22 protein-coding genes and 1 riboswitch are annotated in these 24,414 nt (G+C 39.8%); of the genes, 4 read left to right on the top strand and 18 right to left on the bottom strand.

Features of this window, described 5'->3' with window-relative positions; genetic code table 11:
- Window positions 1-108: 108 nt before the first annotated feature.
- Window positions 109-204, bottom strand: a riboswitch (NiCo riboswitch).
- 305 nt (window positions 205-509) lie between these two features.
- From DEAC_RS20675 to DEAC_RS20630, 10 genes are all read right to left on the bottom strand, one after another.
- Complete coding sequence (locus DEAC_RS20675; protein ID WP_242847236.1) at window positions 510-869, bottom strand: hypothetical protein; 360 nt, start codon at window positions 867-869, stop codon at window positions 510-512.
- Window positions 870-1,069: 200 nt separating this feature from the next.
- On the bottom strand, window positions 1,070-2,905 hold the full coding sequence (locus DEAC_RS20670) for an acyl-CoA dehydrogenase family protein (protein ID WP_047811986.1): 1,836 nt from the start codon (window positions 2,903-2,905) through the stop codon (window positions 1,070-1,072).
- 125 nt (window positions 2,906-3,030) lie between these two features.
- Window positions 3,031-4,260 carry a thiolase family protein gene (locus tag DEAC_RS20665; RefSeq protein ID WP_047811996.1) on the bottom strand — a complete coding sequence of 410 codons (1,230 nt, stop codon included), beginning with the start codon at window positions 4,258-4,260 and terminating at the stop codon, window positions 3,031-3,033.
- 47 nt (window positions 4,261-4,307) lie between these two features.
- Window positions 4,308-5,651: an acetyl-CoA hydrolase/transferase family protein gene (locus DEAC_RS20660; RefSeq protein WP_047811985.1), complete on the bottom strand. Its 1,344-nt coding sequence runs from the start codon at window positions 5,649-5,651 to the stop codon at window positions 4,308-4,310.
- 132 nt (window positions 5,652-5,783) lie between these two features.
- Complete coding sequence (locus DEAC_RS20655; protein ID WP_083996392.1) at window positions 5,784-6,635, bottom strand: 3-hydroxyacyl-CoA dehydrogenase family protein; 852 nt, start codon at window positions 6,633-6,635, stop codon at window positions 5,784-5,786.
- A gap of 334 nt (window positions 6,636-6,969) precedes the next feature.
- Window positions 6,970-8,796 (bottom strand): sigma 54-interacting transcriptional regulator, encoded by a 1,827-nt coding sequence (locus DEAC_RS20650; protein ID WP_152671459.1) that lies wholly within the window; start codon window positions 8,794-8,796, stop codon window positions 6,970-6,972.
- Between the two features lie 53 nt (window positions 8,797-8,849).
- Window positions 8,850-9,479 carry a DUF2238 domain-containing protein gene (locus tag DEAC_RS20645; RefSeq protein WP_047811984.1) on the bottom strand — a complete coding sequence of 210 codons (630 nt, stop codon included), beginning with the start codon at window positions 9,477-9,479 and terminating at the stop codon, window positions 8,850-8,852.
- 368 nt (window positions 9,480-9,847) lie between these two features.
- Window positions 9,848-11,887: a glycosyltransferase family 39 protein gene (locus DEAC_RS20640; RefSeq protein ID WP_053006555.1), complete on the bottom strand. Its 2,040-nt coding sequence runs from the start codon at window positions 11,885-11,887 to the stop codon at window positions 9,848-9,850.
- 157 nt (window positions 11,888-12,044) lie between these two features.
- Entirely contained in the window at window positions 12,045-12,455 is a 411-nt protein-coding gene (locus DEAC_RS20635) for a GtrA family protein (RefSeq protein WP_047811982.1), read from the bottom strand.
- Window positions 12,449-13,417, bottom strand: coding sequence for a glycosyltransferase family 2 protein (locus tag DEAC_RS20630; RefSeq protein WP_047811981.1), 969 nt, complete (start codon window positions 13,415-13,417; stop codon window positions 12,449-12,451). Before DEAC_RS20630 ends, DEAC_RS20635 begins: the two co-directional genes overlap by 7 nt.
- A 380-nt stretch (window positions 13,418-13,797) precedes the next feature.
- Here DEAC_RS20630 and DEAC_RS20625 point away from each other — a divergent pair, with 380 nt between their 5' ends.
- From DEAC_RS20625 to DEAC_RS20615, 3 genes are all read left to right on the top strand, one after another.
- Entirely contained in the window at window positions 13,798-14,796 is a 999-nt protein-coding gene (locus DEAC_RS20625; protein WP_047811980.1) for an ABC transporter substrate-binding protein, read from the top strand.
- Window positions 14,797-14,878: 82 nt separating this feature from the next.
- Entirely contained in the window at window positions 14,879-15,787 is a 909-nt protein-coding gene (locus tag DEAC_RS20620) for an ABC transporter permease (RefSeq protein WP_047811979.1), read from the top strand.
- A complete protein-coding gene (locus tag DEAC_RS20615) occupies window positions 15,780-16,574 on the top strand; it encodes an ABC transporter ATP-binding protein (protein WP_047811978.1) in 795 nt (264 codons plus the stop codon). Before DEAC_RS20620 ends, DEAC_RS20615 begins: the two co-directional genes overlap by 8 nt.
- A gap of 46 nt (window positions 16,575-16,620) precedes the next feature.
- Here DEAC_RS20615 and DEAC_RS20610 read toward each other — a convergent pair whose 3' ends face one another.
- The 3 genes from DEAC_RS20610 to DEAC_RS20600 form a co-directional block, all read right to left on the bottom strand.
- Window positions 16,621-17,166 (bottom strand): PH domain-containing protein, encoded by a 546-nt coding sequence (locus DEAC_RS20610; protein WP_047811977.1) that lies wholly within the window; start codon window positions 17,164-17,166, stop codon window positions 16,621-16,623.
- Window positions 17,167-17,255: 89 nt separating this feature from the next.
- A complete protein-coding gene (locus tag DEAC_RS24370) occupies window positions 17,256-17,756 on the bottom strand; it encodes a GGDEF domain-containing protein (protein ID WP_282434472.1) in 501 nt (166 codons plus the stop codon).
- 916 nt (window positions 17,757-18,672) lie between these two features.
- Window positions 18,673-18,912: an SHOCT domain-containing protein gene (locus DEAC_RS20600; RefSeq protein ID WP_047811976.1), complete on the bottom strand. Its 240-nt coding sequence runs from the start codon at window positions 18,910-18,912 to the stop codon at window positions 18,673-18,675.
- A 361-nt stretch (window positions 18,913-19,273) separates the two neighbouring features.
- On the opposite strand from DEAC_RS20600, the gene DEAC_RS20595 reads away from it, so the two are divergent.
- The gene (locus tag DEAC_RS20595) at window positions 19,274-19,756 is read left to right on the top strand and encodes a DUF1003 domain-containing protein (RefSeq protein ID WP_053006554.1); all 483 of its coding nucleotides are present in this window, start codon (window positions 19,274-19,276) and stop codon (window positions 19,754-19,756) included.
- Between the two features lie 28 nt (window positions 19,757-19,784).
- Here the strand turns inward: DEAC_RS20595 and DEAC_RS20590 are convergent, their stop codons facing one another.
- The 5 genes from DEAC_RS20590 to DEAC_RS20570 form a co-directional block, all read right to left on the bottom strand.
- On the bottom strand, window positions 19,785-20,099 hold the full coding sequence (locus tag DEAC_RS20590; protein ID WP_047811974.1) for a hypothetical protein: 315 nt from the start codon (window positions 20,097-20,099) through the stop codon (window positions 19,785-19,787).
- A 41-nt stretch (window positions 20,100-20,140) separates the two neighbouring features.
- Complete coding sequence (locus DEAC_RS20585) at window positions 20,141-21,097, bottom strand: glycosyltransferase family 2 protein (RefSeq protein WP_047811973.1); 957 nt, start codon at window positions 21,095-21,097, stop codon at window positions 20,141-20,143.
- A complete protein-coding gene (locus DEAC_RS24885) occupies window positions 21,094-21,414 on the bottom strand; it encodes a GtrA family protein (RefSeq protein ID WP_427846287.1) in 321 nt (106 codons plus the stop codon). The genes DEAC_RS20585 and DEAC_RS24885 overlap by 4 nt, the downstream gene beginning before the upstream one ends.
- A gap of 10 nt (window positions 21,415-21,424) precedes the next feature.
- A complete protein-coding gene (locus DEAC_RS20575; protein WP_047811971.1) occupies window positions 21,425-22,876 on the bottom strand; it encodes a glycosyltransferase family 39 protein in 1,452 nt (483 codons plus the stop codon).
- 409 nt (window positions 22,877-23,285) lie between these two features.
- Window positions 23,286-24,335 carry an RNA-guided endonuclease TnpB family protein gene (locus DEAC_RS20570; RefSeq protein WP_345788189.1) on the bottom strand — a complete coding sequence of 350 codons (1,050 nt, stop codon included), beginning with the start codon at window positions 24,333-24,335 and terminating at the stop codon, window positions 23,286-23,288.
- Window positions 24,336-24,414: the final 79 nt, after the last annotated feature.

Raw genomic sequence — 24,414 nt, 5'->3', positions numbered from 1 at the left:
ATTATCCAAAACAATTTATTTTTATGTATGAAGCTAAAATGCAGCGAATTCACGAATGCCACCCCCAACTTAACGAAAATACCTGTGGGATTATAATTATATTGGAATTATAGTCCCACAGGTATTTTATCCTGCTGCCAGCTCTTGCGCTGGCCCAGCCCCACACACTTTATCGAAGTGTATCGCCTGCTCTATTTAAGAAATATCAACTTACTTTTTTTGTTAATTAGTATATGTTTAGCAAATGATTTTGTCAATGGTTATCTCTAAAACTCTTTTATTTCAGTTAAGATTCATCAGTGGGGAGTGTCAATTCGAATACTTTACTTGTGCCCGTATTGGTCCGGTGCCTCTATAAATCCGCTTCGCCTCCACATCTTCTCAAGTGGGATGCGTTGGAGTGAGAACTTCTGATCCTCACAACCAACGCATTTTAATATTTGTTCATTGAATTAAACGAATCACGCACTCGACGTACTGCGCTCACGATTGTTAATTTGCCGTTACCATCAATTTTTATTAATAACTACATTAGCCTGTCCTTCGTAACCCTTTTCCAAATATCCGACCACACATTCTTCATAGGAATTACCATTATTGTCTTTGTACGTTAAAATTATTGAGTTCTCGCCTTGGATTGTATTAGTATCAATCTTACCTCTCCAAGATTTGTGGGGTTCTATCTGTGAAATAGTTTGTATTGTGTTGCCAACTTTATATTTTAGTTCTAAACATTCAGCAGTTTTATCAGTATTATTAGTAATAGTAATTTTATATCCGCCATTAAATTTGTCAGCACCGACAACTCCCAATAGAAACGCTAATGATAGACTTATCATACTAATCATAACTATTTTCTTTTTATTCATGAAACCCTCCTAGTTGCTTTATGATGTTAATTGTTGTCATAGTACAAATACGACATTATGATTCGCAGAAAAAATCTATAGAACTTGTTTATAACAAACAGACCGCTCATTGGATCCGATTTCTCAATGAACGGTCTGTTTAATTGTGAAGCTATAAAGAGATTATTTGCTGAAGGCTATTGTTCAGCCCTACATTGGATCTAATATTCAAAGACATCAACCGCAGCGTCGAGTGCCGAGGAATCGCCGTCAATAACAATCTCTGAAACAGCCCAAACATTAGGAACTACATTATGCAAGTAGTATTTCGCTGACGCAACTTTACCCGTGTAGAAATTATAATCAAAGTGACTTGGTCCCACTTCTTTAGCCTTCTTGTCTGCCAAGATTGCCTGATCAAGAATTTGACGACCACAAAATAGTTGGGCAGAGGCCGTAAGAATACGACGGGAATAAAGAGGAATCAAGCTTATATTTGTCTTTGAATATTCGGCAACTGCCTTAAGCATAGCTTGATAAGAGTTTAGCGCCTTGCCTAGAATGGCAAACTCTTTGCTCAGGGCTTCGTTATCTTTGTTGGCTGCATAGAAATCGGCCATTTCCTTAACCCAGGCTTTGAAAACCGAGCCGCCCTTCATATTCATCTTACGGCCAAGCAAATCCATGGCTTGGATATAGTTGGTGCCTTCCCAAATGGAGTAGATCTTTGAGTCACGAGCGATTTGGGATAAAGGATATTCTTCACAGTAACCATACCCGCCATAGGATTGGAGGGCTTCTCCAATGAGCCACCAGGCTTCGTCGGAAGGATAGGCTTTGCAAAGCGGAGTGCATATTTCAATGAGGTCACTGGCAGCTTTTCTTACTTCCGGATCTGGGTCGCGGTGTCTCTCGTCAAAAGCGAGATAAACCCTATACATCATGGCACGCATTGCTTCAATATGAGCCTTCCCCATCATCAGAGTACGTTTAATATCTTCATGATTAATAATCGCTACTCGTCCTGCTTTGGGATTTGTCATGAGGCGTCCTTGAACTCTCTCTTTAGCATTATCCCGAGCGTTGGCAAAGGCGTTACTAATGCAAGAAAGGGCCATATGTCCGGTTTCCATTCGAGCCATGTTCATCATTTGGAACATTTGAGCCATACCTTCACCCTTGCCGTCATTTTCACGCGGGTCAAGACCCAGCAGCCAACCGCGGCAATTCCCATTTTCGCCGGCTGATAACGCTGCCGTTACAGAACCATGCAGACCCATCTTGTGTTCTACGCCAGTGTTAACAAAATCATTATCTTCCAGGCTGCCATCTTCGTTGACCCAATACTTGGGCACTACAAAGAGAGAGATGCCGCTTGTTCCCGGCTTAGCACCCTCAATGCGAGCTAAATAAAGGTGAATAATATTTTCAGTAAAATCGTTGTTTCCGCCCGTGATAAATATCTTATTGCCCTGGATCTTAAAAATTCGCGGGTTGTCAGTCGGGTAGGCCTTGGAAGTAATATCCCCTACATCAGAACCGGCGCCAGGCTCGGTAAGACACATTGTTCCCGCCCAAGTTCCATCCATCATCTTAGGAAGGAACATTGCCTTTAATTTTTCATCACCAAACGTTTGGATTAAGTTAGCTGCTCCGCTGGTCAATAATATATAAGGCATAAGGGAAGGATTGCCAGCACAAATCAATTCCCAGGCGGCAGCATGCAGCATTTCCGGTAAAACCATGGCCTCAGGTGATTCATCAATATTACTAGTTCCCCACCCCTCTTCCTGCAGCTTATGAAAAAGAGGTCCCAAGCCCGGCGGAGTCGTTACCTTGCCGTCAGCAAAGGTAACGGGATGGGTTTCGCATTCGCCGTTGGTCGGCTCTATGACTGCTTTACACATTTTTAGAACTGGCTCAAGCACTGATTTAATATCATCTTTGGAATAGTAGTCAGCAAACTGAGGGTAATTAAATATTTTTTCTGTTGGCAGCCATTCTTGGATGATAAATTCAAAATCTCTAATACTATTCACAGCGAAATTTGAAGACATTACATTCCCTCCAACTCTAATTGTTTATTTCTCTAACTTGAAAATAGATGTCTTTACCGCTCCGATTAGCTCGTCAACGCTGTAATAACACCAAATTTTCCATCTATTGATAAATTGGGGAAATATTATATATCTCTTGTCCACAGAGAAGCCATCGATGCTCCTCCACCTACACAAAGAGAAGCGCCGCCGATTGTTTTCCCAAGTCTCTCCAGTTCATAGTAGAGGCTGACAATGATGCGCAATCCTGTAGCACCAACCGGATGTCCCAAACCAATTCCAGAACCATTATTGTTAACGTTACCATCCTGTTCAAACGTACCTATGTTTACAGTGATGCCGGTATCTTCTTTGAGCTTCTTTTTAACGCCAATAACTTGAGCCGCAAAGGCCTCGTTGATTTCCCAGTAATCGACATCTCCATAGTTCATTCCGGCCTCTTTCAAACATCTTGGTATTGCAACGGCTGGACCTAACCCCATTACACGAGCTTCCACCCCTTCATCGCAGATATTAATCAACTTCATGAGAGGTTTAATCCCCAGTTCTTGAGCTTTTTTCTTGGTCATCAAAACCGCAGCGGCGGCAGCATCATTAAGCCCCGAAGAGTTACCCGCTGTGACAACTCCGTCTTTTATAAATGCCGGCCTTAGCTTTGCCAAGCTTTCCAGGCTTGCTCCCCGAATTGGATGCTCGTCCTGCGCAAACACATATTCTTTTTTTCCTTTTTTGACAGGTACCGGAACAATCTCTCTCTCAAAACGGCCTTCATCAATAGCCCTTACTGCCCTCTTATGGCTGAGAAGTGCCAGCGTATCGCATTCCTCCCGTGTTATGCCATACAATTCAGCAACATTTTCGGCTGTTCCGCCCATGTGGGACCCAGCCAGTTGACATACCAGCCCGTCAGCAAGCATTGCATCCTGTAGTTTGGCATCACCCATTCTGGCACCCCATCTGGTTGTCGGTGAGATGTAGGGGATATTACTCATACTCTCTGTACCGGTTACCAGAGCAATATCGTATTTCCCCAGCTGCAGTTTCATGGCGGCTATTTCCATGGCCCGCATTCCTGAGGCGCAGTTTTGGTTGACCATAGTGGCACTTGATTTGGGATCCATGCCTATTTGCATCGCCACAATTCGAGGTGGACATGACCCATTACCATGCCCTAAGCACATTCCTGCCACAATTTCATCAACTTGTTTAGGGCCAATTCCCGCACGTTTTATAGCCTCAGCAGCAGCAATCTTAGTCAACTCATTGGCCGCCACCGGTTGGAGAGAACCTCCATAATCACCAATAGGCGTTCGGCAGGCACTGACCATTACAACATCATTAAGTTCAATTGCCATCGTAAATTCCCCCTCATTATGTTTATGGTATTTGATAATCGTTTCTTTTAAGATATCTTGCTCGATCTTACCCATATTTTTTGGGCATCGGCTTCTTTAATGAGTTCTTCACGCAAATCAGGATGGGCAATATTAATTAAGGCTTCAGCCCTTTGCCATGTACTTTTACCCTTAAGCATTGCCATACCATATTCAGTAATCACGTAATAATTAATACTTCTCGGTACTGTAACAGTTGATCCCGGCGTTAAAACAGGTTTAATCCGCGATTGCAGCTTGCCTTCTTTGTCAACATAGGTCGAGGTAAGACAGATCAGACCCTTACCACCTTTAGACTTATAGGAGCCATAAATAAAATCCAACTGTCCTCCCGTTCCGGAAATCTGTCGCATACCCGATGATTCAGAGGCAACTTGTCCATAGAGATCTACTTCCAGTGCGTTATTAACACAAATCATCTTATCATTTTGGCAAATTATATCAGGATCGTTTGTATAATCGACCGGATAACTTGCACAACTCGAATTGTTATTCAAGAAATCATAGAGTTTATTGGTTCCCATCGCAAACGTATAGACCATCTTACCTTTGTCAATCTGTTTTCGCACTCCCGTAATTCTTCCGGCATCATACATATCCACAAAGGAGTCAACCAGCATTTCAGTGTGAACACCAAGGTTTTTTAAGTCCGATTGAGCGATCATTTCTCCGACTGCATTCGGCATAGCACCAATCCCTAACTGCAAACAGGCACCATCTTCAATTTGTTCGAGAACAATTTTGGCGATCGTTCTGTCAATATCGGAGATAGGGACTTTGGGAAGTTGAAGAAGGGGACGATTATCGCCCTGAACAAAATAATCAATTTCGGATACATGTAAGGCTTCTCTCGAGCCGCCCAGACATCTCGGTACAGCATCATTGACTTCAGCGATAACTATTCTAGCTGCATCACACATGGCATGAGTCATGGAATTTGATGTGCCAAAGTTTACATAGCCATGCTTATCGGGAGGAGTGACCTTGATCATAGCTACGTCAACAGGTACGTAACCGCGGTCAAAAAAGCTTGGTGCCTCATGATATGTTAGAGAAATATAATTACACAAGTTTTTGTCATGAAGCTTTCTGCTTGCCCCACTGAAGTGCCAATCATTATAGATAAAATGGCTTCTTTCTGGATCACTGATAATGGTTTGGGGTGTAAAAGGGCAGCAAACAGTATTAATAACAACTCCGTTTAATTCATCTTTCCTCTTAGCTAAAGCTTCATCTAAAACATGAGACGCCATCATAAATTCACCGTAATGAACGACATCATCGGACCTAACAACCTTAACTGCTTCATCTACAGAGACAAATTTACTCTCGTACTCACTCCTAATATCCAAGTCAATTCCCCCTTGTAATTTTCGAAGGTTTTGGCTATATCACCAGCGATGCAATGCTTAGCAACGGAGTTTTTCCTGTCCCTCGAATCTCAAAGAACTATGCATCGCAAACTCTGCTTTTAGGAAGTTAAGTTACATGTAATTATAAAAGCCTTTGCCCGTCTTCTTGCCGAGGTGACCGGCACGTACTTTTTGCCTGAATGCCAATGAAGGACGGTATTTGGAATCAGCAAATTCCTTATAGAAAAATTCACAGACTGCCAAGACAATATCGATCCCTACCATATCAGCCAGTGCTAAAGGGCCCATAGGCATTCCCGCACCAAGTTTCATAGCCTTATCGATTTCCTCTGCTGAAGCAATACCTTCATAGAAAACGTTAGCAGCTTCATTCATATAGGGGACTAAGATGCGGTTAACGATAAAACCGGGACTTTCCTTAGCCAGTACCGGCTCCTTGCCCATTTTCTCAGCCAATTGTATGACTGTCTGAGCAGTATCATCGGTTGTAACAACACCAGGAATTACTTCAACTAATTTCATAACGGGTACAGGGTTAAAGAAATGCATTCCCAGCACTTTGTCGGAGCGATTAGTAGCCGCAGCGATCTCAGTAATACTCAATGCTGAGGTATTGGTTGCTAAAATCGTCTCTGCTTTACATAGTTCTCCGAGTTGTTTATGAACTTTTTTCTTAAAATCAATGTTTTCAACAATTGCTTCGATTACAATATCAACATCTCGAAACTCATTAATATCTGTGCCGCAGATTAGTCTGGCATTATAATCAGCCACATTTTCTGCTGACACTTTTCCTTTTTCCAATGCCTTAGCCCAGGCCTTGTTTAAAGTCTTGCGTGCCTTATTCGCTATTTCTGGAACTACATCGATCAAAACTACGCTATATCCCGCTTGAACACTAACTTGAGCGATCCCAGCACCCATTATGCCGGCTCCTAATACTCCAACTTTTTTTATTTCCACGCTTATTCTCCTTTTTATCAAACTTATAGCAAGTTATTAAATGAGTGATCTTTGCATCGAAACTCCTCAAGCTTCACTCCTTTCAACAGGCTTAATATGCAAGAATAAATCCAACTTTCTGATTTTTTATTGTAAAATATCAGCAATGAAAAAATGACCAGGAAAATCCTAGTCAGAATAACACATTGAGAGATATATTTTATTTAACCATTGTGAATTTTAAAAATATTTTGGATAAACTGCCTCTTATTCTGAAGATACTATGTCGCAAATTCAAGACATCCTCTTCCAATTAATCGACACAATGTCTCAATTACAAGACATAGTGTCTTGACTATAATTCCCGCGATAAAGTCTCACTATCGAGCCCGTGCTTTGTTAGTTTCTTATACAGAACTGATCTGTGAATTCCAAGAATTTTAGCTGCTTTTACTTTATTTCCCTTTGTCCGCCGCAAAGCGTCAAGCACCAAATCTTTTTCAGCCGAATTTAAGAAAACATCCATCCTATTTGGCCTTCTACCTTGATTTTCATCCGAACCGACGATAGACTGCCTTAACTGGACTGGTAAATGTTCCGGATAAATGAATGACTCGTCAACCACATTCATCGTTCGTTCTAAGACACTTTCCAATTCTCGAACATTACCCGGCCAAGAATAGCTTTGAAGTATCTGTATAGCTTCACAAGAAATACCTTCCACATTGGTCTCCAGTTTTTGGTTCAATTTAGTGACCATAAAATTCGCCAGTAATTCAATGTCATCAGGCCTTTCACGTAAGCTCGGCAACTCAATGGCCATAACATTTAGCCGATAGAAAAGGTCGTCACGAAACGTTCGTTCTTGTACCATATCATATAATTTGCGGTTAGTAGCTGTGATAATACGCACATCAATTTTGCAAGGTCGTGTTCCGCCGACCCTTTCAATTTCAAGTTCTTGGATAACTCGCAAAAGCTTAGCCTGCATTGGCAGACTCATATCAGCGATTTCGTCCAAGAAAATAGTGCCATGATTGGCCAATTCGAATTTACCAGGTTTGCCGCCTTTACGTGCACCAGTGAAAGCTCCTTCGGCATAGCCAAATAACTCTGATTCTAATAGTTGTTCGGGAATTGCAGCACAATTAACCTTTATAAATGGACCATGGCATCGCGAACTGCCGTTATGAATGGCATGGGCAAACAACTCTTTTCCGGTGCCGCTTTCTCCTGTTAACAGTACATTTGAGGTAGTTCGAGCAGCTCGTTGGGCTAAATTAATGGTCGCAATAATTTTAGGGCCTTCACCAATAATATCTTCAAAATCATAGGATGCCCTGTGAATTTTACGCAACTCTTCCTTATAAAACTTTAGGTCATCTTCTAATTGATTTAATTTTCTCGCAAAGACATGCGCCAAACCCATATCCTTGAATAGGGTTTTGCCAAACGCACCGATGATTTTGCCATCTTTTTTAATAGGCGCTCGGATAATCATGAATTCGCGGTCCCGTACTGTCCAGTGCTCTGCGAATTGAGCTTTTCCTGTCCGAATGATCTCTGGAAGTTCAGAATGTGGGGTAAGTTCATGAATATGATGTCCTAAAGCTTCTTCTCTGCTAATCCCCAAAGCCTCCAAATAGAAATTATTAATCATAACCACATGGCTATTTTCGTCAATGACTATAAGACCCTCATATGGATTTTCCACGACCGTCTCTAAAGTAACAATGAGCTTCTTAGCATCATTAAGTTCTTGCTGAGACTCCCCCAGCATTCTTACCAGGTAATCAAACAGTGACCACAGCTTTAGTACCCCAAGCATTCGTCCTTCCTCGTCTGTGACTGGAACTTCATATACTCTCTCTTTTAGAAAGAGGGAAAGTGCTTCTATAATAGAACTATACATGGCAAGGCACTTAGGTGCTTTGCCTATTAATTCTCCTGCGTGTTTTGGTAATGAATTGTGACCTGCTACTTGCATCATTGTTGTTTGATCTAAAACACCTAATAATTTACCATCTAAACTTAAAACATATATAAAGTTATACGATTGACCGAATTCTAAATAAACCTCGGAAATTTTTCGATCCTTATAAACCTTTGGAAAATTAAGTGTAACGATACTTTCTACTCTGTCTATCTCAGGCCTGCTGACAAGATTCGAAAAACTACACAACCCACACCCTCCTTTTTGTGTTCAAGTATCCGAAGAGCCAACGATTCCAAACTCTATTTCCTTTTTTCGAGGCTTATATCATGGAATTTCCGGAGTGTGACTAGAGAGAAAACCGAACCGCATAAAGCAAAAAACATATCCCACTGTGTGTCCCATACATCTCCTTGAGTTCCAAGAAAAGCATCCGCCGCACTCCCTGTGGCCTCCGCTACACCCCACTCAATTAACTCATATGAAGCACTAATTGCAAGACAAATGCAAACTACCAGGAAAGACAATAGTTTACCTCTCCTTATGGGTGACTTTCGCAACAGTATTTCCCTAGAAATGATCGCAGGAACAAAACCCTGAGCCAAATGGCCTAAACGATCATAATAATTCCTAGCTAAGTGAAAATGATCTCGCAACCAATTAAAAAGGGGCATTTCAGCATACGTGTAGTGTCCACCAATAACGAGAATTAAAGAGTGCAATAATATTAGTACATAGACTAAATTAGTCAGTCGAAACCGAGGATATATAATTACGATAACTGCCAACCCTATAATGGCTGGTGCTACCTCTAAAAACCAGGTAAAAAGATCCTTTGGATTAATGGCTGACCAAATGAGGGCAGATAAGGAAATCAATAACAAGCCCACATGAAGCGGCTCAATAGTCTTTAATCTTTGAATAAGACTCACCTAACTTCCTTCTTCGTAATTTGATCTCAAATCAAGAGCCCGATCCCAAGCCCAAGAGTCCGTGAAATGTTAAGGTATCTCTTGCTAGGGAATAGTACCTATCCAGCCAAAATATTCCGCAAATCTTTATGATTTCCTTCATTATTATGAGAATTACAAAAAAATTTTTTAGTGTTATCAGTCAACCCATATTGAAAAGCACCTGCTTCTATTTATCCGGCAGAAGCTTTTCAACACGAATAAACGCAACATAACCGGAGCGCCCATAACGCTCCGGTATTACTTTTACTTAGTATGATCGCAGTCATTTAACTGAAACACTTGAATCTGTTATGCTGCCGGCAATTTCTGGCCCCTGAGACCTAAGTTTAGCCATTAGGTTTTAAAGCATATAGTTCAACAGAGTTTGATCTGCCTCCAAATCCACCGAAACCTTGATATCCCTTTGTGCTTTGTGACGTTGTGGAATCCTGCCATTCACTCGCCGGAACAAGCTTCCCATTTGTTTTTATCCAGTTCATGATAGCATTATTTGAGTTATTTCCCACAGGTCCACCCATTCCTCTAAACGAACCTGCGTTGACCATTGCATATCTTAGTTCTCCATCAGCAACTAATTGTTTAAACTGGTCTAAAGTGAGGATTGGATCTGTTCCCATAAACCCACCCAGCGTTAGAACAGGTTGTCCGGTTTTAAGAATTAAATCTGAGCCATAAGTCATGGCTGAGGGAACTTCAACAAGATATTTTGCATTTTGTCTATTAGCTTCTAAAAAGTTGATAAGCTTTGAATCGTTACTTGTTTGAGAATTTCCGAACTGCCTGCTTGAAGAAAGCTCCAACCCTGCAGAAGGGCTGCTGCCATTCATGGGATAAAACACCGGGGTAAACGACCAAACAATTGGAGCTATTAAAAGTCCCAGAAAAGCAGTACTGATGAGCAGCTTATTTAATTTAGTGTTTCCGCTCTTTATTGCCTGAACTTGATCGGTATTTTTTCTAATTCTCCTGATGTTAACGAAAGCGAGAATTATTGAAACTAGAATACCTATAAGCCCTGTCAGCAAAATTACTATTTCATAACCATTTGACAAGTGATAATTATAGGACAGAATTAAGATCTCAACAAACCCGTTAACCAAAAACGCCATGGGCAGAATCCATATCTTCCACCCATCTTCTTTGAAACACTTCCACATAACTGCCAATCCGATGCCAACTAAAGCAGCGATAGACGGTGCCATTGTGGTTAAATAGTAGGTGTGAGTAATATTTTTGGAAAAACTGAAATAGATAAGCTCGGGCAACAGCCACATAGACCATAAAAGTAAGCCTAACTTTCTTTTGTTATCAAATGTAAATTTGAATTTTTCCTCTATCGCAGCGACGGCAAATCCGATCAGTGCAAGGGGCAAGAGCCAGCTTATTTGATCGGACATATTATTTTTAGAAAACAATCTCAGGATACTAGACTTTGAAGTCCCCCCCATGCCAAATTGTCCAAAATTTGCCCTCGTGGGAACACGGCCTGGCTGCATCTGCGGCCTATCATTATTAGATAATCCTTGCGGACGTTGTCCTTTATCAACATAATTGCCATCTTTAGAGGAATTGATCCCATCTCTTCCAAAATTCTTACCGCTTTTACCAAAACTGTTACCACCTATGCCGGCGATGCCAATTCTCTGTAATCCATTGTGGCCTATTATTAGCTGCATAACTGAGTTATTAGTACTACTGCCTATATAAGGTCTGGCACTTGCAGGTACTAAGTCTGTGACCACAGCCCAAGACAATGATACAACTAAAAGAACAACTGAACCTACCACAAGATGTTTAATTTTCTTTTTATAAGGAAGAGCTGAAGTAAGGAGATAGGTTATATAGAGAGCGGGAGCAACCATATAGGCTTCTACCATTTTTATATTAAAACCAATTCCCAAAAGGACTAAACTCAGGATAAGGTATTTGAATTTTCCCTTTTCAGCCGCTGCAGATAAAGCCCAACAGGCAAGCAGCATAAATAAAACAAGTAAGTTATCAATTGTATTGTTTCTGCTTGAGGCCACGAATATGGGAGTTACTGCCAGACAGAGAGCTGCAATTAGTCCTGCGAAGCTTCCAAAGGACCTTTTAACAAGATAATAGATAAGCCAAACTGAAATTACTCCGGCTAAAGCTTGGGGAAGAATTATACTCCATCCGCTAAAACCGAATATTTTGGCGGATATTGTTTGTATCCAGAAACCAAACGGCGGCTTATCAATAGTTACAAATCCAGCAGGATCAAAGGATGCGAAGAAGAAATTCTTAAGGTTCATCATCATGCTTTTTACTCCGGCAGCATAAAAAGTATTAGCATACCCTTCTATTCCTATATTCGCAAAATTCACTACTGCCGATAACATTAAAATAAGCGTTACCCAAAAGGATTCCTTTTTAACTCCTTCTTTCAAGATGACGACCTCCTTAAAGACATATCAAGAGAAAAATATATCTCCTTATTTAATGCACTGATTAGACCGCATTCATACTACTCATTTTGTTCGGCAAAAATCTCGTACCTCACTCCATCTCTATTAATGAGCCAAACTTAAAGACCCATAGGCGGTTTCCTGCAAAATTAAGCCCCAGGCCTGCTCCTATAGCTGCTATTTTGCAAATAATCATTGGCCAGGCCAAGTACTTATTGACCCCAACCATCAAGACATAAGTGATCATCAATGTCAAAAAATTTAGCAGCAGGAATTTGGACAATTGCCCCGAGGTATGACTGCTTTGCTTGAATGTCCATTTTCTGTTCAGGAGAAAACTATTTAACCCTCCGCAAGTATAAGATAAACTATGCGCCATTAAAAGTGAAAAACCCCAAGAGGAAAGAACCGCAAATACTACTAAATCAATTCCTGTATTAACTGCGCCGACTATACAAAACTTTATAAACTCCAGGGGATTTTTAGTGATATTTACTAACATACTTTCACTTTCCGTTCTTTTTTCTTCGCCCCATAGTATTCACCTACAATATATAAAGGACGGTCTCTTACTTCATCGTAGATACGTCCGATATACTCTCCAATAATCCCCATCATAGTCAGAAGAATTCCGGTCAACACCAGTTGCATCACCATAACCAGATTCCACCCTGCAATCACGTTGGAGGCCGCAGATAGTTTTAAGAATAACAAACCTGCCAAGAAGATTAATCCGCAAAGGATTAGTATAACTCCTGCATAAATTGCCATTTTGATCGGCTTAAAAGAAAAAGAAGTAAGTCCATCTAAACTTAGCTTTATCATCTTCTTCAGCGGATACTTACTTTCTCCAGCCAGTCGTTCATCTCTCTCATACTCAATAGCAGTTTGACGGAATCCCACCCAACTCACCAAGCCGCGAACGTAACGATTTTTTTCAGGCAGCCTCTTCAGCTCCACGCAGACTTTGCGATCCAGCAAACGAAAATCACCGGTATCCGTCGGAATCTCCAGATCCGTAGAAGCCTTTAAAATTCGATAAAAGAGATGAGCTGTTTGCTTCTTAAAAAATGTTTCGCCCTTTCGCTTCGTTCGTTTAGCGTAAACAACGTCAAACCCTTCTTTCCACTTGGCAATCATCTCCAAAATCAACTCAGGCGGATCTTGCAAATCCGCGTCAATCACAACGACAGCGTCACCTGATGCGTAATCCATACCAGCTGTAATTGCCACTTGATGACCAAAATTACGAGAAAAAGTTATAAGTTTCACGGCATCATCCTGACCGCCGAAATCTTTGATGATAGCAACTGTACGATCTGAGCTGCCATCATTGACAAAAATCAACTCATAAGGCTCTCTAGTAGACTCCATCACCAGTTTTAAACGCCTATAAGTTTGCTCGATGACAGCTTCTTCATTATAGACAGGAATAACTATAGAATAGCGAACCTCTGAATTCATGCCCTCGCCTCCTACCTTAAATGTAATTTACCTCGACTTTTTACAATAACCAAGGTTGTTTACGATCTGAAGATATTTCAGAACAAACAAATGAATATCTTTACGGTTGCTGCTTAAAGTTATTATAGAATGAACATGTTAGTGTTCTTCGACAAACCTATGGAGAATATGTGAAGAATTCCAATCAATTCAATGACTCGATCTTTGTCAAAATAGATTATTATTTAGAATATTGTGTCTACTTCTATTGACAAGAACGGACTCCAACTTTAATATAAGTATAAACTGAATATTGGTAGTGTAGTAGGACAGTAGGGAATGGGCAAATGCACTTCCTGCGGAAGTGTTTTTTATTGTCCAAAACAGGGAGGATGAAATTTATGAAAAGGTTTATGGCATTACTCATTATTTTTTCCCTCTTAACAGCGGTGCTGACAGGCTGTGGAAGTACTGCGGCCACAACGGGCTCCAACAGTACAAGTGAAAAGACTGTCAAAGTAGGAATTATTCAAATTGTCGAACACCCAGCTCTTGACGCTGCGCGCAAAGGATTCCTGGAAACGTTGGCAGCAAACGGGTACACAGAAGGTAAAAATCTAACTGTCGATTACAAGAACGCCCAGGGCGATCAATCAACTCTCAATACCATTGCCCAGCAATTTACCTCAGAAAAGCTTAATCTTGTCTTGGCAATTGCTACCCCTTCGGCACAAGCTATGGCTGCTGCCAGCAGTACCATTCCGATTTTAGTTACTGCAGTAACTGATCCTGTTGCTGCCAAATTAGTGAACAGCAACGAGAAACCGGGAACCAATGTCACGGGCACGACGGATATGAACCCAATCAAACAGCAGTTCGAACTTCTCAAGAAACTGGTACCACAGACAAAAAAAATTGGCGTCATTTACAACGCCGGTGAAGTTAATTCGCAGGTTCAGGTTAAAATGGCCAAAGACGTTGCTGCTGCGATGGGACTCCAGATAGTTGAAGCAACCGTAGCCAGCACTGCTGACGTACAACAGGCAACAGAATCTTTAGTCGGTAAGGTAGACGTAGTGTATGTCCCAACCGACAACATGGTTGTTTCTGCAGCTCCAACTGTTCTGCAAGTTACTAATAAGGCTAAGATACCGGTAATTTCCGGTGAAAGCAGTGTAGTTGACAAGGGAGCACTTGGCACTATCGGGATTAACTATGAGAACTTAGGTAAACAAACTGGTGAGATGGCTCTTCAAGTTCTTAAGGGAGCAAAACCCCAAGATATGGCTATACAGAGCCAGAAAGAATTTGATACAGTAATTAACAAGTCCAGTGCCGCTCTCCTCGGTATAAACATTCCCGATGACTTGAAGAATGCCACGTTTGTCGAGACTAAATAAATTTAAGCCTAGCAAACGACATGAGTGTCGTCAGGAGAAACCGGGCAGAAGGCAGAAAATATAGACCGACGAGGTGTTATTTATGTCCTGGCAAGTATTTTCCGGAACATTCGAACAAGGTTTAATGTACGCGATCATGGTTCTTGGTGTTTACCTCACCTTTCGTGTTCTTGATTATGCGGATTTGACGGTTGATGGCAGCTTCACTCTTGGAGCTGCCATTGCCGCCCGTTTAATTTTCGCTGGCCAAAATCCTTGGCTGGCCTCAGGACTAGCCTTCATTGGAGGATTGGTGGCTGGGGCTTTTACAGGTCTGTTGCACACGAAATTTAAGATTACGCCTTTGCTCTCCGGTATCTTGACTATGACCGCCCTATACTCTGTTAACTTGAGGATCATGGGCAGGCCAAATATTCCCCTCTTGCGCATGCGTACCATTTTTACAGATTTCGGCAAGCTTCCCTTTATGGATCAGTATGGAGTGATGGTCTTAAGTTTAATTAGCGTATTAATCCTGGGGTATCTGCTGTATCTTTTTATGGAAACAGAGATTGGTGTTGCTTTGCGTGCTACTGGAGATAATGAAATGATGATTCGGAGCCAGGGCGTTAATACGGATATGATGAAGATTCTCGGTCTATCAATATCCAACGGTTTGGTCGCTTTTTCCGGGAGCTATGTCGCTCAAAATAATCAGTTTGCCGATGCCAGTATGGGAATTGGCATGATCATCGCCGGCCTTGCCTCAGTTATCATTGGGGAGGTATTGGTGGGAACATCCTCGGTAAAACGAACGATTCTAGCAGTGATCGTCGGGGCCATAGTTTATCGGGTTATTATCGCTTTGGTTTTGCAGTTGGGCCTAGGTCCGACTGACTTAAAGTTAGTAACCGCTGTCATTGTCATTATCGCCCTAACAACACCCGACATTAAAAAGAAAATCGTTCCTCGTTCTGGCCCTCATGCCGGAAAGGAGGTAACCAATGCTTAGAGTTCAAAATATCCTCAAAACATTTAATAAAGGGACTGTCAACGAAAAAATGGCAATTAAAGGGATCACCTTAAAGCTTGCTGCCGGGGATTTTGTCACAGTTATCGGCAGTAATGGCGCAGGCAAGTCGACCTTACTCAACTCTATAGCAGGAGACTTTCCTGTGGATAAAGGTGAAATCCATATTGGAGATTGTGAGATCACCGGGTGGCCGCAGTATAGGCGGGCAAGTCTCGTCAGCCGTGTTTTCCAAGACCCGATGCGGGGTACAGCTTCATCCATGACGATCGAGGAAAATATGGTTATGGCTTTGCGCCGCGGTCAGTCTCGCCGCTTGCGCCGGGCTATATCAGCCAAGGAGCGGGCATATTTTAGACAAGAACTTACCAAGCTCGGATTGAGTTTAGAGAACCGCCTCACCAATAAGGTTAGCCTTTTGTCAGGTGGTCAGCGCCAAGCATTAACTTTGCTTATGGCTACTATACAGAAACCTCAACTTCTCCTGCTTGATGAGCATACTGCGGCCTTAGACCCCAAAACAGCTGAAAAAGTCCTGGATTTAACTTGCCGGGTCGCGGCAGAAAATAATCTTACAACTCTTATGATCACGCATAATCTCGATCATGCGCTAAGTGTCGGCAACCGAACTATCATGATGCATGAGGGTCGAATCATCCTCGATCTCCGTGAAGAAGAACGAACAAATATGACAATTAATCGTTTGTTGGAAATGTTCGAAAAAGAAAGCGGCTCTCATATTCACAATGACCGCATGATCTTAGCTTAAGGACATGCACCTAACCCTAAATCCAGGTTCCCTTCTCCCCTTTTATTCACTCCACCCCTACTTTTACGCCGCGTGCCGTGAGTTCCTTATAAAGATCTTCAGCTCCCGGGTAGGATATTTCATAATACTTGTCCTGATATTGCAAGACCACAATCTTACCTGCTTGCAAATATGAAAAAACTACTGCTTTCTTTCCGTTTTTTAAGGTAAATTCCCCTGTATCTAGACCTGGCATTCCGACTCCATTTGTTTTTGATGCAGGTGCCCATTCACTGGTGTTAGAAACTAAAGCCATTCTAGATAATTTCAAATTTATTGATGAATTGGAGAGTGGAGCCTTAAACAATAATTCATCACCTTTCAATCTCCATCCCGAACCGATTTCAGAACCAATTAAAACTATAGGGGTCGCCAGAAGTATTAAAAAAGTAGCAATACTTTTGGGAAACAAAGGCGTTCCTTTATCATGATACACCTTTTTACCAGCATTAATTATTGCCAGCAGAAGAATTATTGTAATGAAAATTGTCAACGGATTAACTGGCTGAAACCACGCTTTTATTACATCAATAATACTAATTTGATAGCTCAAATCACTTCACTTCGATTCACAATTATTTCTTTATTCCGAGCTCATTCTCGAATACCAGAGTATTCAGTTGCTCCGGTAAGTATCCTATTTTAAGCTACAACCACACAATTTCTTCCACGGCCTTTTCCTTCATATAGCGCATTGTCGGCTTTCTTTATGACATCATCTATTAACTGATAATCTTGACTATCGGCAATCCCAAATGTCATTGTAATAGAAACTTGATTCCCATTATATTCGATAATTTGTTCTCCGATTATTTTCTTGATTCGATTCATCAATGTATATGCACCTTCGACTTCAGTTTCTGGAAGTAAGAGCAAAAATTCCTCTCCCCCCCACCTAGATACAAGATCTTGTTCTCGCACATTATCCATAAGGCTTTTTGAGATCATCTGAAGAACACAATCTCCGCAGTCGTGCCCATAGGTGTCATTAATCTTCTTAAAATAATCAATGTCCGCAATAACAAGTGAAAATTTCTTTTTTTTAGGTCTTTTGAACTCGTTTTCTATTTTCTCCATAATGTATCTTCTATTATATAGCCCAGTTAAGGGATCTGATCTGGATGTCCACTCCAACCTCTCCATCCTATATTGCATAGATATTATCCGAGATGCTGATGATATCCCGCTAAATACAAACACATATCCCATGATAATAAATACTAAAAGAAAAAGCATGTTCAAGGTATAGTCTAGGCTTTTTAAGCCGCTAATCGACGTAGTATAATTGTTAATTAACAATAAAAATGCAAAAAGCGGGTAAAGCGACATAAAACCTATAGTTTTATTAGATACTTTATTAAAAATATCTTTGTACGGACTTCTTATATAAAAATAAGTGATTAACAACAAGATTATTTGCAGACACTCTCTAAGGAAGTATATAATCTCAAGATTATATTTAATTTCGTTAATGCCTGTAAATATTTGAGCAATTTTAACAGAAACAACCAAGCAAATTGTTGAGAACATCCAAATACTAAACATTGCAAATATCTTTTTTGATATTGATTCATTAAATACGATGTGAATATATACTATGTACAAACAGGAAATCAAATATAATACATATTCTAGAAGCACTGGATTGTGAATATATTTTTCCGCAAGAATATTAGTTATGTACGCACAAATAGTAGTTATGATAAAAGCATTTATGCAGAATATTATTGACTTTTTCCTAGTAAGCAAGATATGCGTTGTAAAAGTGTTAAATACCGCGATAAAAAACAGGTATAATGCTGAAGAGAATATCAACTCAATCCCCCTCTAGAATTATTAATACTGCTAGCAATACAACATTCTACATATTTCTTCCATATCCTCTTTTAATTAATAGATTATCTAAGAAATACAAACACTTGGCCTTATTGGCAATTCTACACTTTACAACCACTTCTTTGTCCATGCCGTAAAATTTTCATCTGAACACAACAAAAAGTGGGCTGACTAGACAACTTTCTTCTCATCAACCCATTTATATTGCTAAATAATTTTATCTTTATCTTAATAGATCTTCTTTTCTCCTATTAAATTCCTCAACATCGATCTCGCCTTTCGCATATCTTTCGCGAAGAATATCTAGCGCATAGTCATTTCTTTTTGAAAGTACATGATATCCATTTCGATGACCACGAATTACTTTTACGACGAATACAATCAATAAAATCCACAGTATAAAATGCAGCGCCATGCCTAAAAAGCCAAGTCCCAAAAGGCCAAAGCCCATAAACCTAAACATATTATTTCACCTCTTAAGAAGTATTCAATGAACCTAAAAGAACTATACTCCTATCCTAAGCTTTTTTGATGAATGACTTATGAATAATTTGTTAAAGAATTAATAAGGTTTTTTCCCATATGAAGTTAACGAAGGACCCACCCCCACTTATAGAGGTGGGGGCCTTAAAAACTGGATAACCCAGAAAAGCGGCCTCAGCACTTTATAAGCTGAAGTCGCTTTGTTTTTTTGTTTTGATATAGAATATGACTCACCGATAAATTTGGGGGCAAACCAATGGGGATAACTATCAAAAAAATTATAGAATTTTATGTAACTATGATAAAATTAACAACAAAAAAACAGAGAAAGGTTGATGGTTTTGTCTGAAAATCATAAATACGTTAAAGATTATGCAAAACGATTACAAGGAGTTGTAAATGATTACGAGCATACTATTGAGGATCGTCTAAATGAGGATTATCTCAAACAAACGAGATGGCCGGATAAACTAGCCGATCGAATTGCAGCTTTTGGTGGCAGCTGGGGTTTCATTATTATTTTTGCAACTTTTTTGTCGGCTTGGATCCTAATTAATACTTTGAATATCATAGGCCATTTTGATCCTCCTCCCTTTATCTTGCTCAATTTAATTCTCTCATTTATTGCAGCATTCCAAGCACCAATTATTATGATGAGCCAAAACAGACAGACTGCTCGTGATAAGCGTGAGTCGATTATTGATTTTGCTATTAACTATAAAGCAGAGCTTGAAGTAGATGACATTCAAGCTCATCTTCATAGAATCGAAGATGAGATGGCTCAACTGAAATTATTGTTGCAATCTAAAAAGCAAGATAATTAAGAATTAGCCTTCTTAAACTTTTCACTGTTTAAACCAATTTTGTTTGCGAACTTCTCAGGAGACGGCTATTTACTTGTTCAACTATTTCACATTCAACTAAATCAATATTTGTTTTACCAATGTAGCCTAGTGGAATATTGTTCTCTCTTAAGAAATCGACGATCTTATAATATGTTTTATGACTCATATATCCAGTATAAAAGAGAACAAAATCTATCCCCCCGAAACTTCTGAATTCAATTTTATCATTAAAGCCATCCATCGTAAGAATTGTAGGAAATTTATCCTTCAGCCTTTTTCTCCACTCTTGAGTTGCACCGATTATTAAATGCTTTTTTATCAATTTTCATCCTGCGCTCGCTTTACTAGATTTATGACTTGGCTCTATCTCCGAAAGTTACCTTCGTGGAAATTGTATTTGTTTTTGATAATATACAAAGGACGCTGTTTAATTTCGTCATAAATTCTTGCAATATATTCGCCAAGAATGCCAAAAGATAAAAGCTGTACCCCACTGAAAAAAGTGATGGCGACCATCAGTGAGGTCCAACCGGTTAAAGTTGCTCTGCCGATGATCTTTTGAACTAAGGAGTAGACAATAATCAGCAAAGCAATGAATATGGTTATAAACCCTAAGGTCGACATTAACTTCAATGGCTTAGAGGAGAATGAAAATATCCCATCGGCTGCAAATTTTAACATTTTCTTCAGAGGATATTTTGTTTCTCCCGCAAACCGCTTATCCCTATCATATTCGATGAACGTTTGCTTAAATCCCACCCAAGCAATCATTCCTCTGATAAACCGGTTTTTTTCCTGCATCGTGGAAAACACGTCTGCTACTTTTCTGTCTATTAACCGAAAATCTCCTGTATCGACCGGGATATCAACATCAGACATTGCAGAAAGGAACCTATAAAAGCACTTGGCTGACACGAGTTTAAACCATGTTTCCCCGGACCGCTGATTACGTTTACCGTAAACCACATCATAGCCTTCCTGCCAGAGTTTAACCATCGGGACAATTTGCTCAGGCGGATCTTGCAGATCAGCATCAATAATTACAATCGCATCACCGCATGCCAGTTGAATCCCACATGTTACAGCTGTTTGATGTCCAAAGTTCCGTGAGAAATCAACAATTTTAACATTTTTATCATCACAGGCAATCTGCTCCAGTATCGCCATAGTGCCGTCCTGACTGCCGTCATTGACAAAAAGCAGTTCAAAATTATAGCCGTTATGATTCATTACGTCTAACAGACGTTGATAGCACACCTCAGCAACCGATTCTTCGTTATACATGGGAACCACTACCGAAAGCAGAAACTCTTTTCTCATCCCTCAACTTCCTTCACTTTGAATGTCCAGATTTTATTTAGCAGAAAGTTAGTCCAGATTCCGAAAAACGTAGCAGCAACTTGGCTGACGATTTTGCCCAAGCTAAACGTTACAAGAACGTATAACACTGAACTATTTAACAGTAATGTGATAAGATTCACTATAACAAACTTGTAAAATAACTCGGAGTGATCTTTTTGGCACTTAAATACCCATGCTTTGTTCCAGAAATAACTATTTATCGTACCTGCGGAGTAAGCCAAGATATTAGCCAAAAGATAGTTAACCTTTAGAAACACCAGTACGTAATATACCATAAATGTCAGGCTAGTATTCAATACTCCTATCAGAATAAACCTTAACAACTGTATCATCTTTAAGCCTTACGCCCCCAGCCGCAAAAATAATAAAGATCCAAGAAAGCATATAAGCGTATCTGGCCTGTGCCTCAATCAACATCAAAAATAATGCATAACCTAAATAGAGTATTAAAAAGAAATTTATTTCGACCGGTCTGTCTTTGTTTCTATGTAAACCCAAAATGCTCATAAATAATAAGATCAAATAGAAAGATGAAGCTAGACCTGTTAAGATCAAGTTTGATTTTGCGAAAAATTTAGCAAAAGCAAAATAATCGACTGCTCCGGGAATAGTCCATATATAAGCGGACATGTCAGGTACTGCCCATTCAGATTCAAACTTAATAATAGAAAAGCCCAACAATTTCAGCTTTGGCGTGTTTAACAATCTGTCTTTAATGATTTGTTTGCTTGCTTCGGTTATTTTTACCGGATCATACTTGTATAGCTCTGAAATTTCGGCATCGTCCAGATTCCAGTGTCCATAGGCCTCTATATTGGTACCCTTGAGGATCGAAGTCCAATAGGGTTCTTTGGAATTCCATAACTGTGTTTCCGTAATTCCACTTGAGACTAGCAGCGAACTCAAAATGATAATTGGAACAAGGCACGAAATAATTATGAACGGCAGCTCAATTACCAGGTTTTTAAATCTCTTGTAAAATAAGTAATAAAATAAATAGGCCAAGAGGAAAATATAACCGACCATTCTAAACATATGGCCAACTGCAAGTCCTAATCCGCAGAAAACCAGCAATTTAACTTTATCCCACTTGTCCTGCGTTTGATTTTTCACAGCAGCCAGAAAGTAATATGTACTAAGCAAATAGAAAGATGTGGCAATGTTTTCTTGCATAGTTTGAGAATTATACATTATTGAAGGCAGATATAAGGCATAGAGAAGCATTGAAACCAGTGCTGTTTGCCGGTCATCATATATCTTTTCGACTACTTTATATAAAAGAAATACTGAAAATGTAGAAAATAAGACATTGGCAATTTTAATTGAAAACAAAGGAGCGGAGCTAAACTTATAAAACAAAGAAAAATATAGAACAGTAACCGTATCATGCGCAAATCTGGCAAAGTACCCGTAACCATGAAATCCGCTATAGTCCCCTTGGGCAACTTTCTGAGCATATCCGTACATCAAACCAAAGTCCGAAATCGGTTTGGTCGGTATAATAAGAACCCATAAAAGTCTCAGGATAAAGGCAGTTAACAGAATAGCCGCAAAGTTCTGCTTGATGCTTTTCAAACCACTGAGTACCGGAATTTTTTTATACTTGTATACCAAAAAAACAAATATTGCAAAGAGAAACAAACCGAAAACTTTATCAATCAGTACCCCGATAAAAGAAACACCTAACAAAAAAAGCACTAACCACTCCATAATCTGATTAAATCTTAATTTAACCATCCACAAAACCTTTCTTTATAGAAGAGAACACAAAAAGCAAAACGCATCCAAATTATAACCCGCACAGAATATGGTAGAATCATTGGGTTACTATAATTTTTATAATCTCAATTTAACTGAAATTATATTCCAATTAAAGGCGAAAATCAATTATTTTTAATATATAACCAAAAAACACAATATTTGGTACTTATCTGTATTGAATATTTTTTATGACCTGAAAAATAATATCCTACGCCCGGTGGTTATCCGGTGTAGGACATGATTGCTCATATATTGCCATTCAACGTGTGACATACTCCCACCACCTATGCTAACACTTAGAGGTGGGGGCTTCTTGGGACATACCAGCTTATGCCAGTATAATTACCAAGCTAACCCCGTTTGCCCAACGGTTCTTAGTTATGGATTAGGCTATGCCAAGCAAGCGGCAGCCCTCATTTTTGATATTGATAGCAGCGTTTATGTCGCGGTCTAATTCTGCTCCGCAATGACTACAAGTCCAGGTCCTATCTGATAGAGTTAGTTCTTTATTTTCGTTGTTGCAGAACCTGCACATCTTACTGGATGGAAACCACTTATCAATAACGACTAACTGTTTTCCCTGTTCAGTAAGTTTGTATGTTAGAAAAGTTTTTAGCATACCAAAACCATTGTCATTCGTGGATTTTGAAAGATTGAGACATTGAGCCATGCCAAGCATATTTAGGTCTTCAATGGCAATAGCTGAGTAATCATCGGCTATTTGCCTAGACAGTTTATGCAAGAAGTCCTTTCGTTGATGAGCTACTTTTTCATGCAGTTTGGCAACCTTACGACGTTGTTTGTCACGATTTTTACCACCCTTTTGGCGTTTAGATAGTTTGCGTTGTGCTTTTTTTAATTTTGCTTCGGCTTGACGGTAGAACTTTGGATAATCGGCATTATTTGCTTGGCTATCGACAAACAATGTCTTCGATGAATAATCCAAACCTAGTACCGTTTCTCTCGTTGGTGTTACGGGCTTTATAGCGGCTTCAAACTCAACCAATACGGAAATATAGTAGTTCCCTGTAGGAGTTTTGCTTATAGTCGCAGACTTTATAACGGCTTCTTTAGGTAATTGTCGGTGTAGCTTAATCCGTACATCTTTTAATTTTGGCAATCGAATTATCTTACTGTCAATAAGCCTGATTGTTCCACCTTGATTGTTGGTAGTATAGGATTTCTTGTCACGATGCTTGTTTTTGAACTTCGGAAAGCCTATTGATTTATCCCGAAAGAAGTTTTTGTATGCGGTCTGCAAATTCAGTTGAGCATTAGCCAAAGCCAAACTGTCAACTTCTTTGAGCCATTCAAATTCTTTCTTGAATTCAGCGGGTAATAAGTATTTCTGTTGTTTCAACGCTTCTTTATCATCCTTGAACTGCTCATAAACCGCTTTACGGTTAGCAAGCATTTTGTTGTAGACAAACCGCACACAGCCGAACGTTTTATTGATGAGAATTCTTGTTCAGGAGAAGGATATATACGATATTTGAATGCCTTGTTCATAATTT

The sequence above is a fragment of the Desulfosporosinus acididurans genome (genome assembly GCF_001029285.1).
GTDB classification, from domain to species: Bacteria; Bacillota; Desulfitobacteriia; order Desulfitobacteriales; family Desulfitobacteriaceae; genus Desulfosporosinus; species Desulfosporosinus acididurans.
Note: the sequence above shows the minus strand (reverse complement) of the source record. Positions and strands in the feature narration are given on the sequence as shown.